The organism is Arthrobacter parietis, assembly GCF_039530425.1.
Classification (GTDB): domain Bacteria; phylum Actinomycetota; class Actinomycetes; order Actinomycetales; family Micrococcaceae; genus Arthrobacter_D; species Arthrobacter_D parietis.
Window position 1 is genome coordinate 1,324,382 of sequence record NZ_BAAAON010000001.1, and the last position, 13,273, is coordinate 1,337,654.

General features: G+C 63.9%; 13 protein-coding genes. 11 read left to right on the forward strand and 2 right to left on the reverse strand.

Translation table 11 applies throughout. The features are described from left to right. Positions 1-55: 55 nt before the first annotated feature. The 10 genes from lysS to dhaM all read left to right on the forward strand — a co-directional run bounded on the left by lysS (position 56) and on the right by dhaM (position 10,317). Entirely contained in the window at positions 56-1,510 is a 1,455-nt protein-coding gene (gene lysS, locus ABFX19_RS06270) for a lysine--tRNA ligase (RefSeq protein WP_346028046.1), read from the forward strand. Positions 1,511-1,514: 4 nt separating this feature from the next. Next, complete coding sequence (locus tag ABFX19_RS06275; RefSeq protein WP_277359655.1) at positions 1,515-1,700, forward strand: hypothetical protein; 186 nt, start codon at positions 1,515-1,517, stop codon at positions 1,698-1,700. 94 nt (positions 1,701-1,794) lie between these two features. After that, on the forward strand, positions 1,795-2,118 hold the full coding sequence (locus tag ABFX19_RS06280) for a histone-like nucleoid-structuring protein Lsr2 (protein WP_056545775.1): 324 nt from the start codon (positions 1,795-1,797) through the stop codon (positions 2,116-2,118). 107 nt (positions 2,119-2,225) lie between these two features. Further along, positions 2,226-4,733 (forward strand): ATP-dependent Clp protease ATP-binding subunit, encoded by a 2,508-nt coding sequence (locus ABFX19_RS06285; RefSeq protein ID WP_277359654.1) that lies wholly within the window; start codon positions 2,226-2,228, stop codon positions 4,731-4,733. A gap of 120 nt (positions 4,734-4,853) precedes the next feature. After that, positions 4,854-6,950, forward strand: a complete 2,097-nt coding sequence (locus ABFX19_RS06290; RefSeq protein ID WP_346027826.1) for a S9 family peptidase — start codon at positions 4,854-4,856, stop codon at positions 6,948-6,950. A gap of 29 nt (positions 6,951-6,979) precedes the next feature. Then, the gene (locus ABFX19_RS06295) at positions 6,980-7,489 is read left to right on the forward strand and encodes an amino-acid N-acetyltransferase (RefSeq protein ID WP_277359652.1); all 510 of its coding nucleotides are present in this window, start codon (positions 6,980-6,982) and stop codon (positions 7,487-7,489) included. A 111-nt stretch (positions 7,490-7,600) separates the two neighbouring features. Next, on the forward strand, positions 7,601-7,774 hold the full coding sequence (locus ABFX19_RS06300) for a CsbD family protein (RefSeq protein ID WP_056545784.1): 174 nt from the start codon (positions 7,601-7,603) through the stop codon (positions 7,772-7,774). A gap of 177 nt (positions 7,775-7,951) precedes the next feature. Beyond that, on the forward strand, positions 7,952-8,953 hold the full coding sequence (gene dhaK, locus ABFX19_RS06305; RefSeq protein ID WP_346027827.1) for a dihydroxyacetone kinase subunit DhaK: 1,002 nt from the start codon (positions 7,952-7,954) through the stop codon (positions 8,951-8,953). Beyond that, the gene (gene dhaL, locus ABFX19_RS06310; protein WP_277359650.1) at positions 8,954-9,592 is read left to right on the forward strand and encodes a dihydroxyacetone kinase subunit DhaL; all 639 of its coding nucleotides are present in this window, start codon (positions 8,954-8,956) and stop codon (positions 9,590-9,592) included. After that, the gene (dhaM, locus tag ABFX19_RS06315) at positions 9,589-10,317 is read left to right on the forward strand and encodes a dihydroxyacetone kinase phosphoryl donor subunit DhaM (protein WP_277359649.1); all 729 of its coding nucleotides are present in this window, start codon (positions 9,589-9,591) and stop codon (positions 10,315-10,317) included. The genes dhaL and dhaM overlap by 4 nt, the downstream gene beginning before the upstream one ends. 98 nt (positions 10,318-10,415) lie before the next feature. Here dhaM and ABFX19_RS06320 read toward each other — a convergent pair whose 3' ends face one another. Further along, complete coding sequence (locus ABFX19_RS06320; protein WP_346027828.1) at positions 10,416-11,339, reverse strand: HhH-GPD family protein; 924 nt, start codon at positions 11,337-11,339, stop codon at positions 10,416-10,418. Between the two features lie 120 nt (positions 11,340-11,459). Here ABFX19_RS06320 and ABFX19_RS06325 point away from each other — a divergent pair, with 120 nt between their 5' ends. Then, positions 11,460-12,140, forward strand: coding sequence for a hypothetical protein (locus tag ABFX19_RS06325; RefSeq protein ID WP_277358800.1), 681 nt, complete (start codon positions 11,460-11,462; stop codon positions 12,138-12,140). A gap of 24 nt (positions 12,141-12,164) precedes the next feature. Here ABFX19_RS06325 and disA read toward each other — a convergent pair whose 3' ends face one another. Beyond that, positions 12,165-13,241, reverse strand: a complete 1,077-nt coding sequence (gene disA, locus ABFX19_RS06330; protein WP_277358799.1) for a DNA integrity scanning diadenylate cyclase DisA — start codon at positions 13,239-13,241, stop codon at positions 12,165-12,167. Positions 13,242-13,273 lie beyond the last annotated feature (32 nt).

Below are 13,273 nucleotides of genomic sequence, written 5' to 3' on the forward strand. Positions count from 1 at the left end.
CTTAGATACCGTGACCACTGAGCCAGCCCTCTCCACCGAAGAATTCAACGAGCAGATGCGCATCCGCATGGAAAAGCGCGCGCGCCTGCTGGAGCGCGGTGAGGAGCCGTATCCGGTCAAGCCGGAGCGGACATCTTCCCTGGGCGAGATCCGGGACCGCTTCTCCGGTCTCGAGGCCGGTGACTCAACCGGTGAGAACGTCAGCGTGGTTGGCCGGATAGTCTTCCTCCGGAATACCGGGAAATTGTGCTTCGCGACGCTCCAGGAGGGCGACGGAACCCGTCTCCAGGCGATGCTGAGCCTCGCCGCCGTCGGCGAGGAGCCCCTGGCGGAGTGGAAGTCAACGGTGGATCTGGGCGATCACGTGCAGGTTTCGGGGGAAGTCATCAGTTCACGCCGCGGCGAACTGTCGGTGATGGCTACGGGCTGGGCTATGGCGTCGAAGGCGCTGCGCCCGTTGCCCACCCTGCACGCCGGGGTCAACGAGGAGACACGAGTCCGCCAGCGCTATGTGGATCTGCTGGTGCGCGAGGAAGCGCGCCAGATGGTCCGGACGCGGGCAATGATTACCCGCAGTATCCGTGAGACGCTTCACTCGCATGAATACATCGAGGTGGAAACGCCGATCCTCCAACTGGTCCATGGCGGCGCCACCGCGCGGCCGTTCGAGACCCACGTGAATGCCTTTGATCAGAAGATGACCCTTCGCATCGCGCTGGAGCTTTATCTGAAGCGGGCAGTTGTCGGTGGAATCGACCGCGTTTATGAAATTGGTCGTATTTTCCGCAATGAGGGAGTCGACTCTACGCACAGTCCCGAATTCACGATGCTCGAGTGCTACGAGGCTTATGCTGACCAGTTCGTGATGGCTGACCGCATGAAGGAGATCATCCTGAATTGTGCTGACCTTCTTGGATCGCGCCAGATTGAATCCGGAGCCGGGACCATTGACCTGGACGGCGAATGGCGCTGGCTCGGGGTCTATCCGGGGCTCTCCGAGGCAGTTGGACGTGTTATCACTCCGGACACTGACAGGGAAATGTTGTTGACGGTAGCTGAAGAACAGGAGGTTTCCGTGGACCTGGACTGGGACGCGGAAAAGCTTGTCCTGGAACTCTTCAGCGAGATTGTCGAACCGACATTGGTGCAGCCGACGTTCGTTTATGACTATCCGCCGTCAGCGCAGCCCCTGGCCCGTCCCCACCGCGACCAGCCGCAGCTGATTGAGGCATGGGACCTCATCATCGGCGGCATGGAGCGTGGAACCGCGTTTTCCGAACTGATTGATCCCGTCATTCAGAGGGAGCGCCTCACCGAACAGTCACGGCGGGCAGCTGCCGGTGACGAGGAAGCCATGCAATTGGACGAAGACTTCCTTCGTGCCCTTGAATACGGCGCACCGCCGATGGGCGGGATCGGCCTGGGCATTGACCGGCTCGTCATGCTTTTCACTTCCACCGGAATAAGGGAAACCATCCTATTCCCGCTGTTGAAGCCGGAGTTGGGTTAATACTATGGAGTATTTGGCTGTTCTCCTACCTTCCCTTGCCGTTGGGCTCATCTTCTACTTCGTCATGAAGTCGATCTTCAACGCGGACCGGGCCGAGCGTGAGGCCGAATCCGCAGAACGCCGCAACAGGGAGAATGAAATAGTAAAACCGACACCGTCGCCGGATGATGCGCCGCCCGGGAAGCAGTAAAAAGCCTGATCATCATTTTTCTCTTTTGACGTCTGGGTTTAATGCGGACGATAATGTCTCTTGAATACTCGATAGGCCGATTGAGGAGATTGTTATGGCGCAGAAAGTCAAAATCATTCTGATTGACGACCTCGACGGCGGTGAGGCAGATGAAACCGTAAGGTTCGGCCTCGACGGATCGCAGTATGAAATTGATCTTTCCTCAGTGCACGCGGAGGAACTGCGCAGTGCGCTGTCCACCTATGTCTCCTCCGCCAGGCGCGAGAGCCAGGGTAAACAGCGGCAGGGCGCACCCGCCGCCCGCAATCAGGAAGCCGCGCAGATCCGCGAATGGGCAAAGGCAAACGGTTACAACGTCTCTTCGCGGGGGCGCGTCAATTCCGAGATCATCGAGGCATACCGGGCTGCGCAGCGCTAGCGCCTCCGAGCAGGGCCCGCTGGCCTATCTCGCCTGTGGCGAACACGCTCCACAAGCCATCCATGGGCACGTAGCATCGAACTACGCGTTAGCTAGGAGTGTGTCTCATGTTTGAGAGATTTACGGATCGTGCCCGTCGAGTTGTAGTGCTGGCCCAGGAAGAGGCCCGCATGCTCAACCACAATTACATCGGCACCGAGCACATTCTGCTTGGGCTAATTCATGAGGGTGAGGGTGTCGCCGCAAAGGCGCTTGAGTCGCTCAGCATTTCCCTCGGCGCTGTGCGCGAGCAGGTGCAGGAGATCATCGGGCAGGGCCAGCAGGCTCCTTCCGGTCACATCCCCTTCACGCCGCGTGCCAAGAAGGTGCTGGAGCTGTCTCTCCGCGAGGCACTGCAGCTCGGCCACAACTACATCGGCACTGAGCACATTCTGCTCGGTCTCATTCGTGAGGGTGAGGGCGTTGCCGCGCAGGTTCTGGTCAAGCTCGGCGCTGACCTCAACCGCGTCCGTCAGCAGGTCATTCAACTGCTTTCCGGGTACCAGGGCAAAGAACCTGTGGCATCAGGTGGCCAGCAGCAGGAGGGCACCCCTGCCGGGTCCGTCGTACTGGACCAGTTCGGACGCAATCTCACCCAGGCGGCCCGGGAGGGCAAGCTCGATCCGGTCATCGGCCGCGAGCTCGAGATGGAACGCGTCATGCAGGTCCTCTCCCGCCGCACCAAGAACAACCCCGTGCTCATCGGCGAGCCCGGCGTCGGCAAGACGGCCGTCGTCGAGGGCCTCGCTCAGGCGATTGTCCGCGGAGATGTACCCGAGACCATCCGGGACAAGCAGTTGTACACCCTGGACCTCGGCTCACTGGTTGCCGGATCCCGCTACCGCGGTGACTTCGAGGAACGCCTCAAGAAGGTCCTGAAGGAGATCCGCACACGCGGCGACATCATCCTGTTCATCGATGAGATCCACACGCTCGTTGGTGCCGGCGCGGCAGAGGGCGCTATCGACGCCGCGTCCATTCTGAAGCCCATGCTGGCGCGTGGAGAGCTTCAGACCATCGGCGCCACCACGCTGGATGAATACCGCAAGCACATCGAAAAGGACGCGGCCCTTGAGCGCCGCTTCCAGCCAATCCAGGTTCAGGAGCCTTCGGTGGCACATGCCATTGAAATCCTGAAGGGGCTCCGGGACCGCTATGAGGCACACCACCGTGTCTCCATCACTGATGCCGCGCTGGCATCGGCTGCCAACCTTGCCGAGCGGTACATCTCCGATCGGTTCCTGCCGGACAAGGCCATTGACCTCATCGATGAAGCCGGAGCGCGGCTGCGAATCCGCCGCATGACCGCTCCGCCGGAGCTCAAGGAAATCGATGAGCGCATCGCGTCCGTGAAGCGGGAGAAGGAATCCGCTATCGACGCCCAGGACTTCGAGGGTGCAGCCCGCCTGCGAGATCGTGAGCAGAAGCTTCATGACGAGCGCATGGACAAGGAGCGCCGCTGGAAGTCAGGCGGTCTCGATGACATCGCCGAGGTTGACGAGGAACTGATCGCCGAGGTTCTCGCGAACTCCACCGGCATCCCCGTCTTCAAGCTCACCGAAGAAGAGTCCTCGCGGCTGCTCAAGATGGAAGATGAACTGCACAAGCGGGTCATCGGCCAGGATGACGCCATCAAGGCAATCTCCCAGGCCATCCGCCGGACCCGTGCAGGCCTGAAGGATCCGAAGCGTCCGGGCGGTTCGTTCATCTTCGCCGGTCCCACCGGCGTTGGAAAGACCGAGCTCGCCAAGGCGCTTGCTGAGTTCCTCTTCGGAGATGAAGATGCGCTGATCACACTGGACATGTCGGAGTACTCGGAGAAGCACACCGTCTCCCGGCTCTTCGGTGCGCCCCCCGGATACGTGGGCTATGAAGAGGGCGGTCAACTTACCGAAAAGGTCCGTCGCCGTCCGTTCTCCGTTGTCCTGTTCGACGAGGTGGAGAAGGCTCACGCCGATCTCTTCAACTCGCTGCTGCAGATCCTCGAGGATGGCCGCCTGACTGACAGCCAGGGCCGTGTGGTGGACTTCAAGAACACCGTCATCATCATGACCACCAACCTCGGCACCCGGGACATCTCCAAGGGCGTCATGACGGGCTTCCAGTCCGGCACTGACACCAACACGGGTTACACCCGCATCAAGGCGAAGGTAACGGAGGAGCTGAAGCAGCACTTCCGCCCCGAGTTCCTCAACCGTGTGGATGACACCGTGGTGTTCCCGCAGCTGACCCAGGACGAGATTGTCCAGATCGTGGATCTGTTCCTCGACCGCCTGAGCAAGCGGATGGCAGATAAGGGTATGAGCATCGAACTCACACCTGCGGCCAAGGTGCTGCTCGCGACCCGCGGTTATGATCCGGCAATGGGTGCACGCCCGCTGCGCAGGACCATGCAGCGCGAGATCGAAGACCAGCTTTCCGAAAAGATTCTCTTCGGAGAGATCAAGTCCGGAGAGCTCGTCTCGGTGGACGTCGAGGGCGAGGGTGACGAAGCAAAATTCACCTTCGTCGGGCATGGTGCTCCCAAGGAGATCGAGGATTCGCCGGCGGCAATCGAGGCGGTCGTTCCCGAGTAAACCGGGGACTCTCAAGCACACCTGCCCGTATCGGTCCGCCGATACGGGCAGGTTCTTTTAAGCGCATTCGGAACTGCCCTGGGTTGTGAGCTGGAGCACATCGGATGATAAAGATGTTCCATGACACTCGTACCAGATTCGCCCACCCCAGCGAACACCACTGCCTTCCATGACCTGGATCGTTTCGTCGCCCTACCGCGTTTGAGTGGGCTTTCGTTAAGCGCCGACGGCACCCGGCTGGTTACCTCCGTGGCCACCCTCAACTCCAAGGGCACTGCCTACACCTCCGCCCTGTGGGAGCTGGACCCATCCGGCCGCCAACCGGCCCGGCGCATCACCCGCAGCGCGAAGGGAGAATCGGGCGCCGCCTTCCTTAGGAGCGGCGACCTCCTTTTCACGTCCGCCCGCCCGGACCCGGACAACGCGGAGGAGGAACCGATTCCAGCGCTCTGGAAGCTTCCGGCCGCCGGCGGCGAAGCCCGGGTAGTGCACACCCGCCCGGGAGGAGTGCAATCGGTCCTCGCTGCAGCGGAGGCAGACGCCGCCGTCGTCGTTGCTGAGGTGCTGGCCGGATCAACTGATGAATCGGACGACGGAGAACGCCGCAAGGCCCGCAAGGACGCCGGTGTTGCCGCAATTCTGCACACGGGCTACCCGGTTCGTCACTGGGATGCCGATCTTGGCCCCTCCGAGCCACGCTACTTCCTGATTGAGCCCGGTGAGCCCGGTAAGCCCGGTGAAGCCGGCAAGATCACGCTCGACGACGAGCCCTCCGTCACGCTCCGCAATGTGACCGGCGGAATTGGCTCCGCACTCCGGAACGCGAGCCCGCGCCTCAGTCCGGACGGTACGTTCCTGCTCACAGGGCAGACCGTACCCGTGGGAGGCGGGGACCAGCGGTCGGTGCTGGTGCGCGTCGACACTGCCACCGGGGAGCGCTCCGTTCTCCTCGAACACCCCGATTATGACTACGACGCAGGCCCTATCAGCCCGGACAGCTCAACCGCCGTCGTGGTAGTCCGGCACCGCACCGGCCCCGATACACCGCCGAACGTGGAGCTCGGGCTGCTTCCTGCCGCTGGAGGTTCCCTGACGCCCCTTGCCTCCGGATGGGACCGTTGGCCTGCTCCTGCCGCCTGGCTTCCGGATGGAAGCGCACTGGTGGTCACAGCGGACGACGACGGCGCGGCGCCGGTTTTCGTTATTGACGTCGCCAGCGGCGAGGTGCGGCAGGTGACGATGGATGCTGCTGCCTACACCGACGTCGTTATTTCGCCTGACGGTTTGGCCGCCTACGCGCTGCGCAGTTCCTACGAGTTCCCGCCGGAGGCTGTGCGCATTGAGCTTGCCACGGGCACTGTTGCGCCGCTGCCGGCGCCGAGTGAGCGCCCTCCGCTGCCGGGAACGCTGGAGCGGGTGGAGGCTGTCGGCGCGGACGGGCACGCCGTGAAGTCCTATCTGGTCCTGCCGGAAGGAGCCGGCGCATCTGCGCCCGCGCCGTTGCTGCTCTGGATCCACGGCGGCCCGCTCGGATCCTGGAACGCGTGGACCTGGCGCTGGTCGCCGTGGCTGCTGGCCGCCCAGGGATACGCCGTCCTCCTGCCGGACCCCGCCCTCTCCACGGGTTACGGACAGAAGATGATCGAACGCGGCTGGGGCGCATGGGCAGACGCGCCCTACACGGACCTCATGGCCGCAACGGATGCCGTGGTGGCGCGTGCGGACATCGATGAGAGCCGCACGGCGGCGATGGGCGGTTCGTTCGGCGGGTACATGGCCAACTGGGTGGCCGGGCATACGGACCGGTTCAATGCGATCGTCACGCACGCCAGCCTGTGGGCCCTGGACCAATTCGGGCCCACCACCGATGCCTCTTTCTACTGGGAGAAGGAGATGACGGCCGAGATGGCGCTCGAGAACTCCCCGCACACGCATGTCGGGAAGATCAGCACGCCGATGCTGGTGATCCACGGTGACAAGGATTACCGCGTCCCGATCGGCGAAGGTTTGCGGCTCTGGTACGAGCTCCTGTCCAAGTCCCAGCTGCCTGCCGGGCCGGACGGGGAGACTGAGCACCGCTTCCTGTACTTCCCGGATGAGAACCACTGGATCCTCAAGCCGCAGCACGCGAAGATCTGGTACTCCGTCGTCGAGCACTTCCTGGCCCGTCACCTGCTGGGCGAGAAGGTGGACCTTCCCCCGGAGTTGGGAATCTGAGGTACGTCCGGGTCCCTACACTGGGTTGAATGAGCCAGTCCTTTCATATTCGCCGGGCAACCACCGCCGACGTGCCCATCATCAAGCAGCTGGTGGCCCCGCTCGCGGAAGAGCGCATCCTGATTGCCAAGGAAACGGTCGCCTACTATGAGGGCCTTCAGGAGTTCAAAATCGCCGAAGATGACGACGGCGGTGTGCTGGGGTGCGGAGCCCTCCACGTCATGTGGGAGGATCTCGCGGAGATCCGTACGCTAGCCACCGCCGCAGCGGCGCGGGGCAGGGGCGTGGGCACCGCCGTCGTCAATGCGCTGCTTGAGGAAGCGCGCGCTATCGGTGTGCAGCGGGTTTTCTGCCTCACCTTCGAAGAGGCCTTCTTCCGCCGCCACGGGTTCCGTGTGATGGCGGACCAGTCGGCAGTGGATCCCGTTGTGTATTCGGAACTCCTGCGTTCGCATGACGAAGGCGTAGCGGAATTTCTGGACCTGGCACGCGTGAAGCCCAATACCCTCGGCAATACCAGGATGATCCGTACGCTCTGACGGTGAGCTAGCCAGCGGCGTTCTGCGCCGATAAGCTAAGGATGCTTGGTATGTGAACGCCAGGTGAGTCTCCTGACAGGGGGACGGAACGTCGACGAAAGGCGGAACGCCATGGGTGCAGACGACAAGACACAGAACAACGCCGAGAAATTGGGCGGCAAGGTTCAGGAAGGCCTGGGCAAGGCCACTGGCAACAAGGACATGGAAGCCGAGGGCCAGAAGGACCAGAGCAAGGCCGACCTCAAGAATGCCGGCGAGAACATCAAGGACGCGTTCAAGAAATAGCCGGTAAAAACGTAGGCGGCATCAGGCCGCCAGCTGTGGGAAGGACCGTCCGGGTCCTTCCCACAGTCATATCCGGGTGCTTCAGCATGAAGGGTCTGGGCAACCGTCCCTGCCGCAGAGTACTGTTCAAGGGCGAACCGGTTTTGCAGCAGTCGATCACCGTCCAAGGAGACTCGCATGAAGAAGCTGATCAATGACCCGCAGGCAGTGGTAACTGAATCCATTGAGGGGTTCGGGGCTGCCCACGCTGATCTGGTTGAGGTGCATCCGGACCCCTTGTTCATCACCCGCAGAGACGCTCCGGTCCAGGGCAAGGTGGGGTTGGTTTCGGGCGGCGGAAGCGGTCATGAACCTTTGCACGCAGGGTTCGTGGGCCGCGGGATGCTTGATGCTGCGGTCCCTGGCGCGGTGTTTACCTCGCCTACTCCCGATCAGATCATTCCCGCCACACTTGCCGTGAACGGCGGCGCAGGAGTGCTGCACATCGTCAAAAACTACACCGGCGACGTCCTCAACTTCGAGACCGCAGCCGAAATGGCGCAGGCCGAGGGCGTGGAGGTCCGGTCGGTCCTGATCAATGACGACGTCGCTGTGGAAGATTCGCTGTACACCGCAGGCCGCCGCGGCGTCGGCGGGACGGTGCTCGTGGAACGAATCGCCGGAGCAGCAGCCGAGCGCGGTGATTCCCTCGACGGCGTCACCGGGATTGCCCAGCGCGTCAATGACAACGTGCGTTCCATGGGCGTTGCGCTCTCTGCCTGCACGGTGCCGCACGCCGGCGTGCCCAGCTTCGATCTGACCGAGGAAGAAATCGAGATCGGCATCGGGATTCACGGTGAACCTGGCCGGCACAAGATCGCCATGGAAAATGCGGACGGAATAACCGACCGCCTCCTGGAGCCGATCCTCGCCGATCTCAAAGCGACGGACGGTGACCGCGTGCTGCTCTTCGTCAACGGCATGGGCGGCACGCCGGCCAGTGAGCTTTACATTGTGTACCGGCGCGCGCGTCAGGTGCTTGCCGAGCGCGGCATCTCGGTTGAGCGCTCCCTGGTTGGCAACTACATCACGGCGCTGGAGATGCAGGGAGCGTCGATTTCGGTGCTGAAGCTGGACGATGAAATGGTGGAACTCTGGGACACGCCGGTATGGACGCCGGCCCTGCGATGGGGAGTGTAGATGGCGCTGACTGCGCAATGGGCCGAAGCCTGGATCCGGGAGTGCTCACAGGTCCTCACTGAGCACCGTACTGCGCTGATCGAGTTGGACCGGGCGATCGGGGACGCGGACCACGGCGAGAACATGCAGCGCGGGTTCGCGGCGGTGGTGGCAAAGCTCGACGCCGGTGGGCAGGAAACACCCGGCGCGGTCTTCAAGCTGACTGCCATGACTTTGATGTCCACCGTTGGCGGTGCGGCCGGTCCGCTGTACGGTACCGCGTTCCTCCGCGCGGCCACAGCTCTGGGTGACGCAGCTGAGATCGATCCCGCCGCCGTCGTTGGCTTCCTAACTGCAGCACGCGACGGCGTGGTGGCGCGCGGCAAGGCCGAGCCGGGGGACAAGACCATGATCGATGCGTGGACTCCCGCCGTCGAGGCTGCCGGCACGGCGCAGTCGGCCGGGGCGTCGGCCGTGGAGGTGCTTGAGGCTGCAGCCAATGCCGCCCAGGCCGGTGCCCTCGCCACAGAGCCGCTGATCGCCAGAAAAGGCAGGGCCAGTTACCTGGGTGAGCGCAGTGCCGGGCATCGTGACCCCGGTGCGCAGTCCTCGGCCCTGATTCTTCAGGCGGCAGCTGACACCGCAGGGCGTCAACAGTGACGGTCGGCCTGGTGATCGTCTCGCACAGCAGCAAAATCGCCGAGGGGGTCATTGAGCTGGCCGCGCAGATGGCCCCCAACGTCCGGATAGCCGCCGCCGGCGGTACGAGTGATTCCCCGTCGCGCATCGGCACCAGTCTTGAGAAGGTTCAGTCGGCGCTTGAGGAAGCCGAGCAGGGCGACGGCGTCGTGGTCCTTACCGACCTCGGTTCTGCAGTCATGACTGCAGAAATGACCCTTGAATTCCTCCCCCCTGATACCCGGTCGAGGATCCGCCTGCCTCAAGCCGCCCTGGTCGAAGGAGCGGTGGCAGCGGCCGTGCAGGCGGAGTCCGGCGGCACGGTGGACGAGGTCGCTTCCGCTGCCGAGCGTGCTGTCGTTTCCATCGACCCTGAGTCACTTGAGCCGTTCGTCTCCCATGGGGCGGCGGCTCCCGGTCCCTCAGCTCCGCTGGAAGCAGCTGCTGAGCCGGCGGTGACGGGCGCCTGGACCCTGCCGAACAAGATGGGCCTGCACGCTCGGCCCGCGGCCGTCATAGCAAGGGCGCTCACGGACCTGGACGCCGAAGTGACCATCAACGGCGTGGACGGCAAGTCGGTGATGCTGCTCATGTCGCTCGCTCTGGGCGAGGGCAAGGAACTCCGCGCTGAGGCGACGGGCCCAGAGGCGCAGAAGGCCATCGAGTACATCGGCGGTGAGGTCAAGGCAGGGTTCGGCGAGCTCTAGCGGAACTTTTGGGCACTTACGGTGACTTCCGGGCGGGCCGACGTCGCCAGAGGTGCGCAAAAGTTCGCCAGGAGGGCCCAGGAAGTTCCGAGGAGAGGTCAGGCTGGGAGCTGCAATCCCCGTGGTGTCTCCTCTGCCAGGCCATCCGCGAGGAGGCCGTTGAGCGCTCGCTCGAGCTGCTCAAGCGGGGCATGCAACCCATACAGCTTCTCAAATGCCGCGGGGGTGCCGTGCGCCAGGTCCACGGGGCGCTCGCGGATGAGTGGAAGCGGCACGGGGCTGTCCGTATGCCGCAGCACATGCATGATCGCGCCACGTACCTGCCGGTCCGTTCCTGCCCAGGACTGGCCCTTGGGTACGTACGTCGGCGCGGGTTTCCCGGCCGCCACCCAGGCGCACCGATCGAGGACCGGACACTGCTCGCAGGAGGGCGTCCGCGCAGTGCAGACCAGCGCACCGAGCTCCATCACAGCCGCGTTCCAGCGGACCGAGGCGGGACCGTCGTCGGGCAGGAGTGTGGCAGCCCGCTTCATCTCAGCGGCCGTCAGCGCCGGCGCCGGCAGGGCGGCACCGCCCACAAGCCGCGCGTGGACGCGGCGGATGTTCGTGTCGACGACCGTCTCGCGATGACCGAAGGCGAACGCCGCGACGGCGGCAGCTGTGTAGGTGCCCACGCCCGGCAGTGCAAGGAGCTCAGCATAGGAATTGGGTACGTTGCCCCCATGATGAACGACGACGGCAGTCGCCGCCGCGTGGAGGCGCAGCGCCCGCCGTGGGTAACCCAGGCGCCCCCAGTGGCGGAGGGCCTCACCCGCGGGGGCTGCAGCGAGGTCAGCTGGTGCAGGCCAGCGGGACATCCAGTCCTCCCATACGGGCAGGACACGCGAGACGGGAGTCTGCTGAAGCATGAACTCGCTCACCAGAACGCCCCAGGGGGTTCGGGAGGGAAGCCGCCAGGGGAGGTCCCGGGCGGCGTCGTCGAACCAGTCACTCAGGCGAGCATGCAGCACTGCGGCGTCCACGGTGAACTCCAGATGTTCGACAAATCGGCAGGATCCACCCTACCCAAAGCATCGGCGGAACTGGCCGCCGCGCGGCGTGGTGAGCATGCGCGTCGGCGTCACGTCTCTTAGCCTTGAATCATGAGCTCGGCAGGAGGTACAGGCAGCAGCCGGGTGAACGGTCCCCGGCGGACACCCAGCCCCCAGGTCTACAAACGGCGTCGTCAGGTGGTGGCACTGCTCGCCCTCCTGCTTGTCGGAGGTCTTATCTGGGCAGGGATTGCACTTGCCGGGCTTTTCCGCTCGGAGCCGGGTCCGGCGCCGGCCGCCGCGGCTCCTACCAGCGCCGCCGCGAACCCGACTGCGTCCGCAACCCCCTCCTCGTCCCCCTCCCCGACGGAGTCGAGCCCAACGCCAACACCAACACCGACTGAGCCGGTGTGCAATCCGGCGTCCATCGAGGTCACCGGCAGCGTGGACGCCGAAACCTATGCGCCGGACCAGAATCCCGTCCTCTCCCTCACCGTCAGCAATACGGGTGAGGTTCCCTGCCCGGTGAATGTAGGGACATCGCAGATGGAGTTCCTGATCACCAGCGGCGAAGACCGGATCTTCTCGTCCCGGGACTGCCAGGAGGGCGCTGAGGACCTGGAAGTGATCATTGAGCCGGGAAAGTCGGAAACTGCGCGCTTCACCTGGGAACGGATCCGGAGCGCTCCCGAGTGCGCAACAGTTGATGCGGTGCCCGGCGCCGGCCAGTACGCGTTCCGGACCCGCCTGGGTGAACGCACCAGCGACGAAGTTCTTTTCACGCTTGAGTAGAGATGAACTTCAGGTTTACACGGACTACATGAAGCGGTCGAGGAGGCTGGTCTCCGCGATCCGTGAGAGGCCTTCCCGGACAGTCCGTGCCCGCTGTTCGCCAATCCCGTCCACCGCCATGAGGTCATCGATGTTGGCGGCCATGAGGTTCTGCAGTCCATCAAAGTGGTCCACGAGCCGGTTGGCGACCGTGGGAGGCACGGCCTTGATTCCCGAAAGCAGCCGGTACCCCTTGGGCTGCACCACCGCATCGAGGGAGTCTGTGGACGGGTTGAAGCCGAGCACGCTTGCGATGGTGCCCAGATCAATGAGGTCTGTGGAGCTGAAACCCTGGAGGCGCGTCAACTGGTCTTCGACCGGCATGGTGCTTGCGCCGAGCCCGGAGTAATCGCGAAGAACCATCTCGCTGCCCGGGCCGAGGCCCGTGGTCAGCTCTTCCACCTGTAGGGAGAGGAGGCGTCCGTCGATGCCGAGTTCGAGGACGTACTGCGAGATTTCCTCGGAAATGCGGCGCACCATTTCCTGGCGCTGCAGGGTAACGGCGACGTCGCGAACAGTCACCATGGCCTCAATTTCGAGTGCCGAGAGTGATCCGGTGACCTGGTCCAGGCGTGCGCGGTACCGTTCGAGGGTGGCGAGCGCCTGGTTGGCGCGGGCGAGCACGGGCTCGGACCCTTCCAACACATGGCGGAGGCCGTCAACGTAGAGCGCGATGATCTGCATGGATTGGCTGACGGAAATGACGGGAACGCCGGTCTGGATGGCTACGCGCTCGGCAGTCCGGTGGCGTGTTCCTGACTCCTGCGTTTCGATCCGGTGATCCGGCACCAGTTGCACGCCGGCGCGGAGGATCTTGCTGGCGTCCCGGTCACAGACAATAGCGCCGTCCATTTTTGCGAGCTCGCGCAGCCGGGTGGGGGAGAAGTCGATTCCGATGTCGAAGCCGCCAGAGCAGATCGAGTCCACTGTGCGGTCGAACCCCAGGACGATCAGGGCACCGGTGCGGCCGCGAAGGATCCGCTCAAGGCCGTCGCGCAACTGCGTACCCGGCGCCACCCGCGCCAGGGTTGCTTTCAGCGCGTCCTCCGGACTGCGTACCATCTCACTCCCTCTTCGAAGCCGGGCAGGCGAAT

Excerpts from the sequence above, each read along its gene's own strand:
- ABFX19_RS06290 (WP_346027826.1), top strand. The coding sequence starts at position 4,854 with ATGACACTCGTACCAGATTCGCCCACCCCAGCGAACACCACTGCCTTC.
- ABFX19_RS06295 (WP_277359652.1), top strand. The coding sequence starts at position 6,980 with ATGAGCCAGTCCTTTCATATTCGCCGGGCAACCACCGCCGACGTGCCC.
- dhaK (WP_346027827.1), top strand. The coding sequence starts at position 7,952 with ATGAAGAAGCTGATCAATGACCCGCAGGCAGTGGTAACTGAATCCATT.
- ABFX19_RS06275 (WP_277359655.1), top strand. The coding sequence starts at position 1,515 with ATGGAGTATTTGGCTGTTCTCCTACCTTCCCTTGCCGTTGGGCTCATC.
- ABFX19_RS06325 (WP_277358800.1), top strand. The coding sequence starts at position 11,460 with ATGAGCTCGGCAGGAGGTACAGGCAGCAGCCGGGTGAACGGTCCCCGG.
- ABFX19_RS06300 (WP_056545784.1), top strand. The coding sequence starts at position 7,601 with ATGGGTGCAGACGACAAGACACAGAACAACGCCGAGAAATTGGGCGGC.
- ABFX19_RS06285 (WP_277359654.1), top strand. The coding sequence starts at position 2,226 with ATGTTTGAGAGATTTACGGATCGTGCCCGTCGAGTTGTAGTGCTGGCC.
- ABFX19_RS06280 (WP_056545775.1), top strand. The coding sequence starts at position 1,795 with ATGGCGCAGAAAGTCAAAATCATTCTGATTGACGACCTCGACGGCGGT.
- disA (WP_277358799.1), bottom strand. The coding sequence starts at position 13,241 with ATGGTACGCAGTCCGGAGGACGCGCTGAAAGCAACCCTGGCGCGGGTG.
- dhaL (WP_277359650.1), top strand. The coding sequence starts at position 8,954 with ATGGCGCTGACTGCGCAATGGGCCGAAGCCTGGATCCGGGAGTGCTCA.
- lysS (WP_346028046.1), top strand. The coding sequence starts at position 56 with ATGCGCATCCGCATGGAAAAGCGCGCGCGCCTGCTGGAGCGCGGTGAG.